General features: G+C 63.0%; 12 protein-coding genes. 4 read left to right on the top strand and 8 right to left on the bottom strand.

Annotated features, from left to right (window positions below; genetic code table 11):
- Positions 1 to 4: 4 nt before the first annotated feature.
- From T8T98_RS00115 to T8T98_RS00080, 8 genes are all read right to left on the bottom strand, one after another.
- Positions 5 to 3,316: an efflux RND transporter permease subunit gene (locus T8T98_RS00115; protein WP_119595031.1), complete on the bottom strand. Its 3,312-nt coding sequence runs from the start codon at positions 3,314 to 3,316 to the stop codon at positions 5 to 7.
- The gene (locus T8T98_RS00110) at positions 3,306 to 4,454 is read right to left on the bottom strand and encodes an efflux RND transporter periplasmic adaptor subunit (protein WP_251104436.1); all 1,149 of its coding nucleotides are present in this window, start codon (positions 4,452 to 4,454) and stop codon (positions 3,306 to 3,308) included. The genes T8T98_RS00115 and T8T98_RS00110 overlap by 11 nt, the downstream gene beginning before the upstream one ends.
- 11 nt (positions 4,455 to 4,465) lie before the next feature.
- Entirely contained in the window at positions 4,466 to 5,719 is a 1,254-nt protein-coding gene (locus tag T8T98_RS00105; RefSeq protein ID WP_251104437.1) for a TolC family protein, read from the bottom strand.
- Positions 5,720 to 5,782: 63 nt separating this feature from the next.
- Entirely contained in the window at positions 5,783 to 6,157 is a 375-nt protein-coding gene (locus T8T98_RS00100) for a hypothetical protein (protein WP_123880465.1), read from the bottom strand.
- A 123-nt stretch (positions 6,158 to 6,280) separates the two neighbouring features.
- Positions 6,281 to 7,234, bottom strand: a complete 954-nt coding sequence (dmeF, locus tag T8T98_RS00095) for a CDF family Co(II)/Ni(II) efflux transporter DmeF (RefSeq protein ID WP_066558657.1) — start codon at positions 7,232 to 7,234, stop codon at positions 6,281 to 6,283.
- A 131-nt stretch (positions 7,235 to 7,365) separates the two neighbouring features.
- A complete protein-coding gene (locus T8T98_RS00090; RefSeq protein WP_221597118.1) occupies positions 7,366 to 8,304 on the bottom strand; it encodes a DUF2493 domain-containing protein in 939 nt (312 codons plus the stop codon).
- Between the two features lie 220 nt (positions 8,305 to 8,524).
- Complete coding sequence (locus tag T8T98_RS00085) at positions 8,525 to 8,965, bottom strand: hypothetical protein (RefSeq protein WP_230782974.1); 441 nt, start codon at positions 8,963 to 8,965, stop codon at positions 8,525 to 8,527.
- 11 nt (positions 8,966 to 8,976) lie between these two features.
- Positions 8,977 to 9,906, bottom strand: a complete 930-nt coding sequence (locus tag T8T98_RS00080; RefSeq protein WP_119511783.1) for an ArdC family protein — start codon at positions 9,904 to 9,906, stop codon at positions 8,977 to 8,979.
- Positions 9,907 to 10,100: 194 nt separating this feature from the next.
- Between T8T98_RS00080 and T8T98_RS00075 the strand changes: the two genes are divergently transcribed.
- The 4 genes from T8T98_RS00075 to T8T98_RS00060 all read left to right on the top strand — a co-directional run bounded on the left by T8T98_RS00075 (position 10,101) and on the right by T8T98_RS00060 (position 16,159).
- Positions 10,101 to 10,454 carry a hypothetical protein gene (locus tag T8T98_RS00075; protein ID WP_119511784.1) on the top strand — a complete coding sequence of 118 codons (354 nt, stop codon included), beginning with the start codon at positions 10,101 to 10,103 and terminating at the stop codon, positions 10,452 to 10,454.
- Positions 10,455 to 10,516: 62 nt separating this feature from the next.
- A complete protein-coding gene (locus T8T98_RS00070) occupies positions 10,517 to 11,740 on the top strand; it encodes a TolC family protein (protein ID WP_119511785.1) in 1,224 nt (407 codons plus the stop codon).
- Positions 11,741 to 11,742: 2 nt separating this feature from the next.
- The gene (locus T8T98_RS00065) at positions 11,743 to 12,984 is read left to right on the top strand and encodes an efflux RND transporter periplasmic adaptor subunit (protein ID WP_251104438.1); all 1,242 of its coding nucleotides are present in this window, start codon (positions 11,743 to 11,745) and stop codon (positions 12,982 to 12,984) included.
- Between the two features lie 13 nt (positions 12,985 to 12,997).
- The gene (locus tag T8T98_RS00060) at positions 12,998 to 16,159 is read left to right on the top strand and encodes an efflux RND transporter permease subunit (protein ID WP_119511787.1); all 3,162 of its coding nucleotides are present in this window, start codon (positions 12,998 to 13,000) and stop codon (positions 16,157 to 16,159) included.
- Positions 16,160 to 16,198: the final 39 nt, after the last annotated feature.

Here is a 16,198-nt window from a genome sequence, read left to right as displayed (position 1 = left end):
TCGGTCATGTGATGTCCTTCAGCTCGCGCTGCTCATCGCTTGTCACATTGCGCCGCAGCCTGTCCCACCAACGCTGTCGCCAGGTCCGGTCATCTTCTCTGGTCCCGAAAACCAGCTTCAAGATTGCGGGCAAGACGAAAAGGGTCAGCGCGGTGGCGGTGATCAACCCTCCAATGACGACTGTCGCCAAGGGACGTTGCACTTCCGCGCCGGTCCCGGTCGCAATGGCCATCGGCACGAAGCCGAGCGATGCAACGAGCGCGGTCATGAGAACCGGCCTTAGGCGCGCCAATCCACCATCGACGATGGCGTCATCGAGCGCCATGCCCCTGTCGAGCCGCTGACGGATCGCAGTCACCATCACGAGGCCATTCAAGGTCGCCACACCCGACAGGGCGATAAAGCCTACCGCCGCAGATACCGAGAATGGCATCCCGCGTAGAGCCAAGGAGAAAATCCCGCCTGCCAGGGCCAACGGGATCGCGCTGAATACGGCGAGCGCCGGCACCCAGCCCCCAACCGCCATGTAAAGCAGCAAGAGAATGACCGCGAAAGCGATAGGAATGACTATCTGAAGTCTTTCCTGAGCAGCCTGGAGGTTCTGGTATTGACCGCCCCACTCGATAAACGCGGCAGCGGGCAGTTCGACCTGCGCCGCAACCCTTTCCTGGGCCTCTTCTACAAAAGACCCGAGGTCGCGTTCTCGCACGTTGGACGAAACGATCACCAGTCTGCGTCCCTGTTCCCGGCGAACCTCCGCGAGACCATCCACCACACGGAACTCGGCAACCGAGCGTAGCGGTATGGTTGCCCCGTTCGGGAGCAGCACCGGCAAAGCACCCAACTGGTCGAAATCGTCGCGGGTCGCGTCCGACAACCGCACAACCACATCGAAGCGGCGATCGCCTTCGAAAACGAGGCCCGCAGGCCGACCGCCCAGTGCGATCGCCACCGATTGCGCAACGTCTTCGACCTTCAGCCCGTAACGGGCAATCGCTGGCCGATCGAAGGCAATATCGAGGGTGGGGAACCCGGTCACTTGCTGGACCTTGACGTCCGCGGCGCCGTCGACATTGCGCAGCACGCCCGCAACCTCGTTCGCCGCCGAGGTCATGGCGCTGAGATCGTCTCCGTAGATCTTGACGGCAACATCTCCGCGAACGCCTGCGATCAATTCGTTGAACCGCAATTCGATCGGTTGGCTGAACTCGTAAAGGTTGCCGACGAGACTGCTGAGGGCGCTCTCCATTTGCGCGACCAACTCGTCCTTGGCGAGGTCGGGATCGGGCCATTCCTCACGGGGTTTGAGGATCACGTACGCATCGGAAGCGTTCGGCGGCATCGGGTCACTGGCCACTTCCGCCGTGCCCGTCCGCGAAAAGACAAGCTCGACTTGCGGAAATTGCTCGAGCCGGTCCTCTACCCGCCTTTGCATCGCGAGCGAACGTTCGAGCGATGTCGAAGGAATACGCAGCGATTGCACGGCGATGTCGCGCTCGTCCAATTGCGGTGTGAACTCGCTCCCGAGGAAGCTGAACACGAAGGCCGCAAAGGCGAAGATGCCGACGCCCATGCCGATGACCGGCCAGGGGCGGGTGATCGCCTTGCGGACCAGCGGTCCGTATCGCTCCTTGGCGATCCGGATCGGCTTGACCTCCTTTTCCGTCAGCTTCTTGTTGAGCAGGATGGCGATCATTGCCGGGACGAAGGTCAGCGACAACACGAACGCCGAGGCGAGCGCGAGCATGACCGTGATCGCCATGGGTGAAAAGGTTTTGCCTTCGACGCCGGTAAAGGTGAGAAGCGGTGCGAAGACGAGAAGAATGATCGCCTGGCCGTACACGGTTGGCTTGATCATTTCCTGCGCGGCAAGCCGCGTTTCCGTCAACCTCTCACCAAGTGTAAGAAGTCGGCCCTCGTGTTCCTGTCGAGCCGCGAGCCTCGCGACGCTGTTCTCGACGATGATGACGGCACCATCGACGATCAGGCCGAAGTCCAGCGCACCCAGGCTCATGAGATTGCCCGAAACGCCGAGCCGGTTCATTCCGATCGATGCCATCAGCATGGAAAAGGGGATGACCAGCGCCGCGATGATCGCTGCCCGGATGTTGCCCAGCAGCAAGAACAGGATCGCAATGACCAGAAGCGCGCCCTCGACAAGGTTCTTCTCGACGGTCGCGATCGTCGCATCGACCAGGGAAGACCGGTTGTAGACGATCTCCGCGACAATTCCTTCCGGCAGGGAGCTGCGGACTTCCTCAAGCCGTTCGGCCGCCTGGGCCGAAACGGTGCGGCTATTCTCGCCCGCGCGCATGAGCACGGTGCCCACGACCGCTTCATCGCCATTCAGCGACGCCGCGCCAGTTCGAAGGTCACCGCCGATGCTGACCGTGGCGATGTCCCCTACGCGAATAGGCACTCCCTCGCGGGTGGAAACGACCGCCTGCTCGATATCCTCGACGCTGCCGAGGCGCGCATCGACCCGGGCGAGGAGGGCTTCACCGGCCCGTTCGACGAAATTGGCCCCTTCGGCGAGATTGGCCGCTTCCAGCGCGTCGATCACCTCGTCGAACGACAAACCGTAACCGGTCAATCGTGCGGGATCGGGTTGGACGAGATATTGCTTTTCGAAGCCGCCGATGGAGTCGACACCTGCCACACCGTCGACCGACCGCATGAGCGGTGCAACCACCCAGTCCTGAATGGTTCGCAGATAGGCAGCCTTGGCAACATCGCTGTCGAGCCGGTCGCCACGTTCGGTCACGAAGCTCCCGTCGGACTGCCATCCGACCGCTCCGCCCCGCGGCGCTTCCTTGCCGTCAGGATATTCGTACTCGATGGTATACATGAGCACTTCGCCCAAGCCGGTCGAGATGGGTCCCATCACCGGTTCGGCACCCTCGGGCAGCGAAGCGCTTATGGGCGTCAGCCGTTCGTTGACCTGCTGACGCGCGAAATAGATGTCGGTCCCTTCCTCGAAAATCGCGGTCACCTGGCTGAACCCGTTGCGCGATATCGAGCGTGTCATTTCCAGACCCTCGATGCCAGCAAGCCCGGTTTCGACAGGATAGGTGACCTGCGTCTCGACTTGCGAGGGCGAAAGGGCTGGTGCCTCGGTGTTGATCTGCACCTGTACGTTGGTGATATCGGGCACAGCATCGATGGGCAGGCGGAGCAAATTCACCACGCCAAAGATTGCCACACCGAGGGTCAGCACGACCATCGCCCAGCGAAAGCGCACGGCGACGTCGAGGATCATGCCGATAAGGCCATGGCGGTGGGGGCGATCCGCGTCCTGCATGTGATCAGTGTCCATGCTCGGCCTCCTCCTTCTCGAGTTCAGCCTTCAGCAAGAAGGCGTTGGCGGTGGCTATCCGCCAATTTGCTTCGAGACCGGACTCGATGACCACCCGTCCTCCCGAACGCGCACCGGTGACCACTCGACGGGTTTGAAACCCGCGGCGCGTGCGAACGAAGACCACCTCTGCGCCATCGATTGTCTGGACGGCACTTTCCGGCACCGACATGCGGCCGGTATCGACCTCACCCGAGGGGCGGATACGTGCCTGCAAGAACGCACCGGGTTGCAGGCCGGGGATCGGCCTTGCCAGCGACAGGACCGCCGTAGCGCTGCGGCTTTCGGGATCGAGCGAGGGAGTGACGGATCGCACGCGCGCACCCACTTCCCGGTTGTCCGCGATTTCCAGCGTGGCCTCGTCGCCAGGCTGGATGCGGCTTGCTTCAGCCGACGGGAGGGCAACCTCGACCTGCATGCCGCTCGGGTTCACGACCTGGTAGAGTTCTTCTCCGGCCTCGACGAAGGACCCGAGAACGATAGGCGCCGAGGTCACTCGGCCCGCGAGCGGGCTCGTAACCGCGAGGGAGCGCCCGTCGCCGCTAACACCCGCCGCCGAGACTGCCGCTTGGGCACGCGCAAGTTCCGATTGAGCAACCTGCAGATTGGCTCGGGCGGCCTCGAGATCCTGCCGCGCGGTGACATTGGCTTCGAAAAGGCGGCGCTCTCGATCGTAGGCAGCAGACAATTCGTTGACCCGCGCGCCCGCTGCGCTGAGTTGCGCCGCAAGAGCAGCGGCGTCGGCGCTCTCGATGCGGGCAATCGTCTCTCCCTGCCTCACGTAATCACCCAGCGTTTTGCCGACACTGCGGACTACGCCCGCTGCGCGGGCATCGATGCGGGCACTTGCCGTCGGGCTTGCCGCGACGGTGGCCGGAAAGACCAGCTCGACCGCCGATCCCTGACCGACGGTTTCGACCTCTATCTGGGACGCTTCGATTTGTTCGGCGCCAAGCAGGACAAGCCCTTCGGGAAGCTCGGCCTCCTCGCGCGTTTCCTCAATGTGCTGGTCGGCACTGCCACTTGGCCACAGCATAAACACTGCAGCGGCGATTGAAACGATCACGCCGATAAAAACGGCCAGACGTCTACGGTTCATTTGGAAATACCTCATTGTGCGCCGAGCCAGATTAGCGTCGCCGCCAGGCGGCCACGATCTTCCTGGGCTTGAATCAATGCTTCACGGATGGTGTCGCGCGCTTCGGCCGCAGCCAGAACTTCGATCAGCGGAAATCTGCCGTTGCGGTAGCCAATCCGAACGAGGCGCAAGGCTTCTTCGGCTTGGGGCAAGGAGGTCTCCGCGAGGGTCTCGACCCGCGCTTCGGCTGCCAGAAATTGTCCGCGAGCCTGCGTGACTTCGAGTTCGAAATCGGTGCGGGCAATCGCCTCCCGTGCCGTCGCGGCGCGAAGCCGCGCCTCGGCAGCAGCGATGTTTCCTTGGTTGCGATTACGGAATGGAAGCGGGATCGAAACGCCTACGAGGAACGCCTGGTCTCTGCTTTCCTCGAACCGTCGGACACCGGCGGATATCGCCGGATCCGGAATGCCTAAAGAGCGTTCCCGGGCGATCGCGGCATCTGCAGCCTCGCGTTCGGCACGGGCGATCTGGAGACGTAAGGCCGAAGGCGAGGCGAGCAGCGTTGCCGGAGGTTCGATCTCGGGGAACACCGAAGGCACGTCCGCAGCAGGTGCTGCCTCGCCCCAAAGCGCGGCCAGCGCATTCCTCGCCGCACTGTCGGCAGCCAGGGCCGCTTCAAGCTCCGCGAGCGCCTCCGCAAGTGCCGCTTCGGCACGAAGCGAACGCAAGGGAGGCTCCCGCCCGACATCGACCAGTACCCCTGCGATCCTGGCAAGCTCGCGGTTGCGCTCGACTATGTCCCGCGCGAGTTCCAATCGGGCTGCCGCAGCGACGGCTTCCACATAGCGCTCGCGCACCGATCGCCCGAGCTGAGCAACCGAGAGCGCTCCTGAAAGGGTCGCGACGCGCGCCTCCGCCTGGGCGGCGCGGACGCGCGCTCCTCGTTTGCCGCCCAATTCGAGCCGCTGGCTCAGGGACAAAGTGTACTCGGTGGCCTGCAATCCCGAAAATGCGCCGCTTCCGGCAATGTTTTCGGCTTCGAAAGCAATTTCGGGGTTGGGCCGCAGCCGCGCCTGGTCGACCAGGGCCCGCGCCGCGTCGGCTTCGGCCCGCGGTCCGATCAGGCGCGGATTTTCTGGGGGCTCATCTGCGCTGTCGACGATGCCCGCACGAGCGAGCGCAGCTTCGAGCGTCAGAAGCTCACGCTCCTGCGCCGCCACGGTCGTGGCTTGAGCGGCGAGGAACAGCCCTCCAAGGAGGACCCCTCGCCAATGAATGGCTGACATTTTTCGAAAATTCCTCTGCTGACGATCCGAACTGCGCTGCGGCATGCAGCGCGGTGACGGTCGTCAGGCGCGAGGGGGGCGCTTCAGTCGGTCGGCAATTTCGGAAGCGAGCGCTTCGGCGGGAGGCGCATCGGGAACCACGACCAAGTGAGGGACCGAATTCTTCTGCACGGTGCCGGCAAAGCTCGCCCCGTGATGGCAATGGCCGTGTCCACACACGCCGTGTTGCTCGGCCGGCGCATCCGGATCGCCCGGCACTTCATCGGCGGCTGCGGATGACGCAGACGCGCTATCGAGCGAAGCCAGAACGGGCGTGCTTCCGGGCGCCACTTCGGCACCGCAAGCAGCAGCATCCGCCGCCGTCACGAACACCATCGCGACCAGCATGAGCAGGACGACGAAAGGGTGCAGGACAAGGCGACGATAGCTTGTAGTCATGGATTCCAACGGCTCCTAGCAAACCGCATCAAGATTGCAAGTTCCATAACACGATGAAGTATAATTCTTTTGTTACAGTATAACAGTCCTCGAATACTGTTTCGGTCTGTTAGAACGGCGCGATCAGGCCGCGCGAAGCTCGGGATGCGGATGCTCGCAGCGATGAACTTCGATCGTGACGTGCACATATTCTGCATGCTCTGAAAGTCGGCTGGCATAATTGTCGGGCGCGAGCGGATCATCGGCGATGAGCGAGGCGATGACTGCATACTTGCCGGGACCGATCCGCCAGATGTGCAGATCGCCGATCGCGGCGTCCCGGTCCTCGAGCGCCTCGCGCACCTCTGTGTACCGTTCAGAGGCCGCTTCGGCGTCGACAAGCACGGCAGCGGTATCGCGCAGCAGTGACCATGACCAGCGCCCGATCACGAATGCACCCACCAGCCCCATTGCCGCGTCCATCCATGCCCAGCCGAGGTACATGCCGGCGAGAAGGGCCACGATAGCCAGGACGGAGGTCAGGGCATCGGCAAGCACGTGGAAATAGGCGGAGCGCAGATTGTTATCGGCATGCGCATGGTCGTGGTGATGATGATGGTCGTGATCATGCCCATGGTGATGATCGGCACCAAGCAGCCAGGCACTCGCGAGGTTCACCACGAGGCCGAGCACGGCGATCCAGATAGCCTCGGTATAGGCAATCGTGAGCGGACTGACGAACCTTTGAGCCGATTCAACCGCGATCCCGATTGCGAAGATGGCGAGGACAAGCGCGCTCGCGAAGCCGGCGAGGTCGCCCACCTTGCCGGTACCGAATGTGAAACGCGGGTTGTTCGCATGGCGCCTGGCAAACCAGTAGGCGAAGGCCGCGACGCCCAAGGCACCTGCATGGGTCGCCATGTGGATACCATCGGCGAGAAGCGCCATCGATCCGGTCCACAGGCCAGCGACGATTTCGACCACCATCATCGCGGCGGTCAAGGCAACGACATAACGCGTGCGCCGCTCATGGGCGTCGTGCGAGGCGCTCAGGAAGTTGTGATCATGGGCGAGCGGATTGGAGTCGGCGTGATGCATGCGAGGCTGATACCCCGAGATGCCCTTTCCAAGAAATCCCCTCTCCAACCGAAAAGGCAATCGACGACGATTGTCTGTGATGATCGCCGCAGCCAACCGATCATAGAAATGCTGCGGCGACCAACAGACTATTATCCCTTAATCTTGGATCGGAACGTGACGGTCCTGCGATCGACCACGGTGATCCGGCGCGTCTTGGCATCGATCACCAGCCGTTCGGTTACGCCATTGCCCGGAAAGGCGACGACGTAACGCGGATTGAGCGAGAGCATCTGCTCGTTGCGCTTGAACCCGGCGCGGGCACCGAGACGACGATCGAGCGAATAAGTCAGCTGCTGGACTTCGCGGCGCTCGGCCCAACTCGCTGCCAGACGATCGGCACCCTTGCCGTCGCCGCCATGGACCAGGAAGAGATCGGGAACCGCATCGCGAACCTTGTCCAGCGTCGCCCAGATGTTCTCGGCGTAGGCGCGCGCGTCCTCGGCGCTTTCAAAGCTCTGGCGACCACCCGCAAAGACGACTGGAGTTCCTTCAGGGATCAAGGCGTGACGACGGTTCTCAGCGCGTGCGCGTAGAAAATCGCGGGCATCGATCACGGCCGATGTGAAGTGGCGCGAATGGCTCGTGCGCGAGCCCGAAACGGGCTTCCAAGAGGAGCCGGTCTCGTCGCGGTAAAGTGCTGCCGCCGCCTCGCGCATCTGCTCAAAGGCAAGCATGCTGGCTTCGGCAGCCTGCGCGCGCTCAACCTGCTCTTCAAGATTGCTCGAATGCACTTCGGACCCGTCGGCTGATGCGAGGAGGACCCGGATCTCGTCGCTGGCCCGATCAAGTTGAGCCGACTTGCGGCTGGCTGCGCGGTGGAACAGATTGACCATGCCCCAGGCAATATCCTCGGCATCGGCTTCCAGGGCTGTGTCGGAAAACATCGCGAAGAGGTCGGACCATACGGCGCCAAGCGTCTGCTCGATCGCGTCCTCGCAGGGAAAGTCGGTCTCGTTGAAGGGGGCCGGCCTGATGCTCAGGCCTGAGAGATCGAGGCCGCTCAACTGGTCGATGAAGCTGTCGTACATGGGGTGTCTCCTGATCGCGGGGACAAGGAGAGGAGGCACCATTGCCTCGGCCCTGTCCGCCGGAGCCCGATCAGGGCCGGGAAAAGGGGGCGTGACGCACCGCGCAGCGGGAAACCTGCGGCCCTAGGCTGGCGCGGGTAACACGGGCCGACGGGCCGCAGGTTGCGGCGCGCCCCGACCGGCCCAAGGGCCTCTCCCGGCGGAGAGGGATGAGGCAGGATCAGGACCCGGTGTCGCAGGTGGATCGGGAGCGCTCGAAGATCGCTTCGCCATTCGAGAACCGCCCGACCAGGCGCAACTCACCGAACAGGTCGATGAACCTTCCCGACACTTGGGCGAGCCAATGCCGTGCCCTTGCAGTTCGTGGGACGTAGAAGTCCGCCTCCCAGTAATGGGAATCATCGCGTACGGCGAGCCAGATCGCGGCGAGCCCACAATAGGTCGATATGCCGCAATCGGCGAAGGCGTTTCGCAGGAGGATACGGTCCTCGCGGCCGCGCCATCCATCGAAGCGCTTAAAGGAAGGAAAGGCCGCCTTCGCGGTATCGATGATCTCGTCGACTAGGCACTCATAGGCCCAGTCGACATCTTGGTCTTCGCCTTCATCAAGCAGGCGAAAGGCAACCACGGAGCCAGTTGGATAGCTGACGGAACGTCCCATCTCACCGCTCCTCAGGCTGCATCAGCGAGATCGACATCGGTCTCGCTTTCGCAGGATTGGTGACCCCCAAGGTCAAGCAACAGGCTGGCCGCTTCCTCGGCCTTGGCCGCGGCGGTGAGGATCGCGCGCTCGTCCGATTTGAGGATCTTGAGCCAGGACGCGATGTAGCTGGCGTGATGGTCGAGGTGGGTGACCGGAAGACCCAGTTCGGCCCCGAGGATGGCCGAGGACAGCTCGGCGATCAATTCCTCGGCAGCATAGGCATCGCTGCCAAAGCGATTCTTGAGATCGCGGTCGAGCCGCGAAGAATGCCCCGTCCAGTGCGACAGCTCGTGTGCGAGCGTTGCGTAGTAGTGGTCATAGGCTTCGAAGAGTTCGGCTGGCGGCATTGTGACGCGGTCGCGCAGCGGCTCGTAATAGGCCTGCGCACCATGATGCCGCAAGTCGGCGCCGATATGGGCAAAGAAGGCATCAAGGCGGTCTTCGCGTCCTTCGGGCTCAAGCGCGGCAACGAGTGGCTTGGGGTGATAGAACTCGGGGAGACCGTCGCATTGGTCAGCGTTGAACACGGCATAGGCCTTGAGCACGCGCCGGTTTTCGCTGTCGGCCTCGCCTTCGGCGTTCTCGACCTCCTTGGTATAGCTCTTGTAGAAGATCGCGATGGTCGATTTCTCGCCCTTGCGGACCTGTCCGCCGAGTTTCTGGCACTGGCGGTAGGTCATCCAGTAAGGCGAGGCGTAGCCGCAGCCATCGGCCACCATCCACAGCCAGAAGGTGTTCATGCCGCGATAGGGCGTTCCGCAGGCGCGCAAGGGCCGCGAAACCGGCACACCGCGCCACGGTTTGACCCATGGCTTGGTGCCTTGCTCAAGCTTTTCGATGATGGCGGCGGTGATGCGCTGGGCCGGCGAAGCTGAAGCGGTGCTGCGGGACTTGGTCATGGGAGTTCTCCTGATCGCCGGGACGGGCATGTCCCGGTTCAGGAAGAGCAAAGCTCCCTCTCCTCTCTCCTTGCTGCGTTTCACGTTGCACGCGCCGGATCTTCCGTCGGACACGGGGTTGCACGGCAAGCAATCGCACAAAGACCGATCCCCGCGGCTTGCCCATTCGCTTGCGATCGGCTAACCGCCCGCCAATGCGCCAGCTCCATTTCCTGTTTTTGTTGGCATTGCTCCTGGTCTCGCATGGCGGGCTTCCGGGATCGATTCCGCATCTGGAAGCGGCGCATGCACACGAGGCGGCAAGCGCGCATCATGCGCATGAGCACAATTCCGCCGATGTCATCGAGGTCGAGACAGACGCCGATTCGGTCGCGTCCGAAGATATCGTGCCGCACCCCGCTTCGCATTCGCACAGTTCGATTGCGATGCCGGACCAGACCGAGTTCGCGGGCAACGCCCCAGCGCCTCGAACACTTCTGCGGCCGGGCGAGACATCGCCTCTCATCGGCTTTTCGCCAGCTCCGTTAACCCAGCCCCCATCAGCCTGATTTTCTGAATCCGGCCCGCATTCCGGGCCACTTTCCGTTCAGACAATCAGGAGCAATCTATCATGCACGTGTCCACGCGTGCCGCCCTTCTGGCGGCCACGTTGGTGTGGGCGACCTCGGCATCCGCCCAGACGTACACACTCGAGGAGGCCGTTCGAACTGCGGTCGCCAGTTCACCGCAGGGCGAGGCGACCGCCGCGCGCCTCGACGGCCTCACCGCAGTGCGAAGCGCTGCCGATACCAACCCTGCACCCACGATCGATGGGACCGTCGAGAACATCGGCACCCCGGGCTTTTCGCAATGGCAGATCGACGGGACCTACAACCAGCGACTGGAGCGAGGCGGCAAGCGCGCGGCGCGTGTGGGCCTCGCGCAAGGCGATATCGCCGTTGCCGAGGCCGAGGCACTCGTTCGGCGTCTCGATCTCGCAAGCGAAGTCCAGGCGTTGTACGTGGAAGCGCAGGCTGCGGCCCTGTCGCTCGAACTTGCCAGGAGCAGGGTCGAGATCGCCGAGACCCTCGCCAATGAGGTGCAGCGCAGGGTCGATGAGGCGCGCGACCCTCTCTTCGCCGGTACTCGGGCCCGCACGCAACTGGCCGAAGCCCGAGTGGATCTTGGGCTGGCGGAACACGCCTTCGAAGCCGCTCTGGCGCGCCTGGCGCTTCTTACCGGCGGGGATCCAGGCAGCATCGGGGTCGTGACCTCGGGCTTCCTTGAAGCCGAAGAGATTGCCACCACCAGTACCGACCTTACACCAGTCGATCTTGCCGTCTTCCAGGCCCGGCGCGAGAGGGCGGACGCGAACTATCGGCTCCAGGAAGCCAATTCGCGGACCGATCCAACTGTCTTCGCGGGGCCCAGGTTGTTCGGCAATGGCGACGTCGCCGTCATTACGGGCTTCTCGCTGCCTTTGCCCAACCGCGCGCTCAATCGGGCCAACATCGACCGCGCCGCGGCCGAGCAGCGGCAGGTCGAGGCGGACCTCGCGGTCGAACGGTTCCAGCGTCGCCGGCAGATCGCTCTGGCTGCCGAACGCGTCGAAGAGGCGCGCCACGAGGCCGAGGCGATCCAGGAGCAGGTGGTGCCTGGTGCCGAACAGACCCTTCGGGAGGTCCGTGCCGGCTACAATCGCGGAGGGTTCACCTTTCTCGATGTCTCCATTGCCCAGACCGCATTGCACGAAGCCAGAGTCCGCTTCGTCGATGCGCTCGCCGAATATCATCAGGCCAAGGTCGACTACGACCGACTGACTGGCCGCTTCATCGAACTTGTTGGGGGTTATTGATCATGCGCAAGACGCATTTATTCCTTGCTGCGTGCTTTGCAGCGACACTTACCGCCTGCGGCCAGTCGGCGGATACGCCGGAAACTTCCGAAGAACAGGCAGTCGCAGAGGGCGAGTACGAGCGCGGTCCACACAACGGTCGCATGCTTCGTGACGGCGACTTCGCTGTCGAGGTTACCGTCTTCGAAGACGGTGTTCCGCCCGAATACCGTCTCTACGCCTACCGTGACAACGAGCCCGTCGATCCCGATACAATCCGTGCCCGGGTCATGATCACGCGTCTGGACGGTGAAAAGACCACCTTCGAATTCGAACCGGAACAGGATTACCTCCGGGGCCAGGGGGTTCTCGTCGAACCGCACAGTTTCGACGTGGTGGTGGTGGCAAGCGAAGGCGACAACACCCATCGATGGGCGTTCGAATCCTACGAGGGTCGGGTTACCATATCGGACGAGGCGGCACGTGCGGCCGGCATTCGGACCGAAACGGTCGGACCGCAGCAGGTCGGTGAAACCGTGGAAATCATCGGACGGGTGGAGCTCGATCCCTCCGGCAGCGCCGAGGTGGGAGCCAAATTCCCGGGCACCGTCATGTCGCTGCATGCCAATCTTGGCGATCGTGTAGCCCGGGGGGCGTTGCTGGCGCGGGTGGAAAGCAGCTCATCGTTGCAGACCTATCCGATCTACGCGCCGATTTCCGGAGTGATCACCCAGCGCAATACGAACATCGGTGACATCGCGGACAGCGGCCCGATGTTCGTCATCTCCGATCCGTCGCGCACGGTTGCGACCTTCCCGATCTTCCCGCGCGACATCGAGCGGGTTCGCCCGGGACAATCGGTGCTCATCCGGGGCCTCGAAGGCCAGCGTGCGCAGGGCTCCCGCATCCGGGACTTCCTGCCTCTGGCGGAAGTCAGCAGCCAGGCGGTGACCGCGCGTGCGCCGCTCCCCAATCGCGATGGCTTCTGGCGACCGGGAATGGCGGTCCGGGGTCTGGTCTCGGTCGACCAGCGACGGGTGCCTCTCGCCGTCAGAACGGACGCCATCCAGCAATTCCGCGATTTTCGCGTCGTCTTCGCCAAGATCGGCGAGACCTACGAGGTGCGGATGCTCGAGCTTGGTCAGGAAGGTCCCGAGTGGACCGAGGTGCTGAGCGGGATCGATGCAGGCACCGTCTACGCATCCGAGAACAGCTACGTGATCAAGGCCGACATCGAGAAGTCGGGCGCGAGCCACGATCACTGAGGAGCGCGATTCCATGTTAACGAAAATAGTCGAGCTGTCGATCAGGCAGCGTTTCGCAGTGCTGGCAGCGGTGTTCATTTTCGCCGCCGTGGGCATTTACAGTTTCGGCCGGCTCAAGATCGATGCCGTGCCGGACATCACCAATGTGCAGGTGCAGATCAACACTTCGGCGCCGGGCTTTTCTCCTCTCGAGGCGGAGCAGCGCATTACCTATCCGGTCGAAACCGCCATCGCGGGGTTGCCGGGGCTGTCCTATACGCGCTCGGTATCGCGCTACGGTCTGAGCCAGGTCACCGTCGTTTTCGAGGACGGCACCGACATCTACTTCGCCAGGCAACTCGTCAACGAGCGCCTGCAGGCGGTACGTTCGAACCTGCCGGAGACGGTCGAACCCGAGCTTGGGCCTATCGCCACGGGCCTTGGCGAGATCTTCATGTACACGGTCGAGGCCGAGCAGGGAGCGATCAAACCCGATGGGTCGCGCTATACCGCGCAGGATCTGCGGACGTTGCATGACTGGGTCGTTCGACCACAGCTTCGCACGGTTCCAGGGGTCACCGAGGTCAACTCAATCGGCGGCTACCGTAAGGAGTATGTCGTAGCGCCGCTTCCCGAACGTCTTGCCGGTTTCGGTCTGACGGTCGAGGACGTGATCGAGGCGCTTGAAAACAACAATGCCAATGTCGGTGCCGGCTACGTCGAGAGGTCGGGTTCGCAATATCTTATCCGCGTACCCGGACAGGCCGAGGACGAACGCGATCTGTCCGGGATTATCGTCGATTACCGCGATGGGGTTCCCATTCGCATCGCCGATGTGGCGGATGTCGAGATCGGATCGGAGATCCGCAATGGCGCGGCGACCAAGGATGGCCGCGAAGTTGTGCTCGGCACGATCTACATGCTCGTTGGCGAGAATGCCCGCGATGTCAGTGTCGCGGTGGCCGAAAGGCTGGAGGAGGTGAACCGCTCGCTGCCCGGCGGCGTTGTCGCCAATACGGTCTACGATCGCTCCGAATTGGTCGAGGCAACGGTCTCCACAGTCGAGAAAAACCTCGCCGAAGGGGCGCTGCTGGTGATCGTTGTCCTGTTCGTCCTGCTCGGCAACTTCAGGGCTGCACTCATTACCGCTGCCGTGATCCCGCTTTCTTTCCTCCTGATGATCACGGGGATGGTCGAGAACAACGTGTCCGGCAACCTGATGAGCCTAGGGGCATTGGACTTCGGCCTGATCGTCGACGGTGCGGTCATCATCGTCGAAAACTGCCTACGTCGGTTCGGCGAGGCGCAGCATTCGCTCGGAAGACTGCTTGATCGCGAGGAACGCTTCAAGCTGGCGGCCCGCGCATCTGCCGAGGTAATCAAGCCGAGCCTCTTCGGCATTCTGATCATCACCATCGTCTACGTGCCGATCTTCGCTCTCGAAGGCGTGGAGGGCAAGACGTTCCATCCCATGGCGATCACGGTCGTCATGGCGCTAACCGCCGCCATGGTGCTCGCCCTCACGTTCGTTCCGGCAGCGGTCGCGACATTCGTGACGGGCAAGGTCGAGGAGAAGGAGACGCGCGTCATGCGCGCAGCCAAATCGGGTTATCGTCCGATGCTCGACTTCGCCTTGCGTTCGCGAAAGGCGGTGCTGGCCGGCGCTGTCGCTCTGGTGGTCCTGAGCGGATTAGGCGCAAGCCGGATGGGATCGGAATTCATTCCCAATCTCGATGAAGGCGATATCGCGCTCCACGCACTGCGCATTCCGGGTACCAGCCTTAGCCAGGCGGTCGCCATGCAGACTGCCCTGGAAGACCGGATCCGGACCTTTCCCGAAGTTGACCAGGTGTTCGCGAAGATCGGTACCGCCGATGTAGCCACTGACCCAGTGCCGCCTTCGGTCGCCGACACCTTCGTGATCATGAAGCCGAGAGAGGATTGGCCGGACCCCCGCAAACCAAAGGAGCAACTCGTCGCCGAGATGAACGAGGCAGTCCAGCAGGTGCCGGGTTCGCGCTACGAGTTTCTCCAGCCGATCCAGATGCGCTTCAACGAGCTCATCGCGGGTGTGCGCTCCGACGTCGCAATCAAGATCTTCGGGGACGATCTCGACCAGCTCGCTGCCGTTGCAGCCGAGGTCGAGGGCGTCGTCTCTTCAATCGAGGGATCGCAGGACGCGCAGACCGAACAGGTGACCGGCTTGCCGTTCATTCAGGTCATCCCTGATCGCATCCGCCTGACCCAGCTCGGGTTGAACGTGGACGATGTTCAGACGGTGGTGTCGACGGCAATCGGCGGGACCGAGGCCGGCCAGATCTTCGAAGGTGATCGCCGCTTCGATATCGTTGTTCGGCTGCCCGAAGAGATGCGCGAGGATCGCCAGGTACTTGAGCGTCTTCCTATCGCGCTGCCAGGTGGAGGGTCTGTCCCGCTGTCGGAGGTCGCGACGATCGAGAACGTTCAGGGGCCGAACCAGATCAGCCGCGAGGACGGCAAGCGGCGTGCAGTGGTCACCAGCAATGTGCGCGGACGGGACCTGGGTTCCTTCATCTCCGAGGCGCAAGAGAGGATCGCCACAGAGGTCGAACTGCCCGAGGGTTACTGGGTCGACTATGGCGGCACATTCGAGCAGCTCGAATCCGCGAGTGCGCGGCTTCAGATCGTCGTTCCCCTTGCCTTGCTGCTGATCTTCGGCCTGCTGGTGGCGCTGTTTCGCTCGGTGAAGGATGCGCTGGTCGTGTTTTCCGGTGTGCCTTTGGCGCTTACCGGAGGCGTGGCGGCGCTCATGCTGCGCGGCATTCCCTTCTCGATCTCGGCGGGGGTTGGCTTCATCGCCCTGTCGGGCATCGCAGTGCTGAACGGCGTCGTCATGCTGACGTTCATCCGGCAGCTGATGGATGAAGGCAAACCACTTGAGGACGCCATCAAGGAAGGAGCCATGGCTCGTCTGCGGCCCGTCCTCATGACCGCACTCGTTGCAAGCCTCGGCTTCGTCCCGATGGCTCTGAACGTCGGGCTCGGTTCCGAGGTGCAGCGCCCGCTCGCAACGGTCGTCATCGGCGGGATCGTCTCGGCTACTGCGCTGACGCTGCTGGTGTTGCCAGCGCTCTACCGGGTGGTTCGCGGCGAACGCACGGAAGTTCGACAGACAGGGGCATCCGACGAAAATCCCAACCCTCAACTCGCAAGCTGAAGCCGGAGCGGCCGTCCGCAGGATGTAATCCCGCAGGTG

The organism is Pelagerythrobacter marinus, from assembly GCF_034375205.1.
Classification (GTDB): Bacteria; Pseudomonadota; Alphaproteobacteria; order Sphingomonadales; family Sphingomonadaceae; genus Pelagerythrobacter; species Pelagerythrobacter marinus.
The sequence above is the reverse complement of the archived record's forward strand: the minus strand, read 5'-3'. Positions and strand labels throughout refer to the sequence as shown.

Bases quoted from the DNA above. Each gene is read 5' to 3' on its own strand.
- T8T98_RS00115 (WP_119595031.1), bottom strand. From the start codon at position 3,316: ATGGACACTGATCACATGCAGGACGCGGATCGCCCCCACCGCCATGGC.
- T8T98_RS00110 (WP_251104436.1), bottom strand. From the start codon at position 4,454: ATGAACCGTAGACGTCTGGCCGTTTTTATCGGCGTGATCGTTTCAATC.
- T8T98_RS00105 (WP_251104437.1), bottom strand. From the start codon at position 5,719: ATGTCAGCCATTCATTGGCGAGGGGTCCTCCTTGGAGGGCTGTTCCTC.
- T8T98_RS00100 (WP_123880465.1), bottom strand. From the start codon at position 6,157: ATGACTACAAGCTATCGTCGCCTTGTCCTGCACCCTTTCGTCGTCCTG.
- dmeF (WP_066558657.1), bottom strand. From the start codon at position 7,234: ATGCATCACGCCGACTCCAATCCGCTCGCCCATGATCACAACTTCCTG.
- T8T98_RS00090 (WP_221597118.1), bottom strand. From the start codon at position 8,304: ATGTACGACAGCTTCATCGACCAGTTGAGCGGCCTCGATCTCTCAGGC.
- T8T98_RS00085 (WP_230782974.1), bottom strand. From the start codon at position 8,965: ATGGGACGTTCCGTCAGCTATCCAACTGGCTCCGTGGTTGCCTTTCGC.
- T8T98_RS00080 (WP_119511783.1), bottom strand. From the start codon at position 9,906: ATGACCAAGTCCCGCAGCACCGCTTCAGCTTCGCCGGCCCAGCGCATC.
- T8T98_RS00075 (WP_119511784.1), top strand. From the start codon at position 10,101: ATGCGCCAGCTCCATTTCCTGTTTTTGTTGGCATTGCTCCTGGTCTCG.
- T8T98_RS00070 (WP_119511785.1), top strand. From the start codon at position 10,517: ATGCACGTGTCCACGCGTGCCGCCCTTCTGGCGGCCACGTTGGTGTGG.
- T8T98_RS00065 (WP_251104438.1), top strand. From the start codon at position 11,743: ATGCGCAAGACGCATTTATTCCTTGCTGCGTGCTTTGCAGCGACACTT.
- T8T98_RS00060 (WP_119511787.1), top strand. From the start codon at position 12,998: ATGTTAACGAAAATAGTCGAGCTGTCGATCAGGCAGCGTTTCGCAGTG.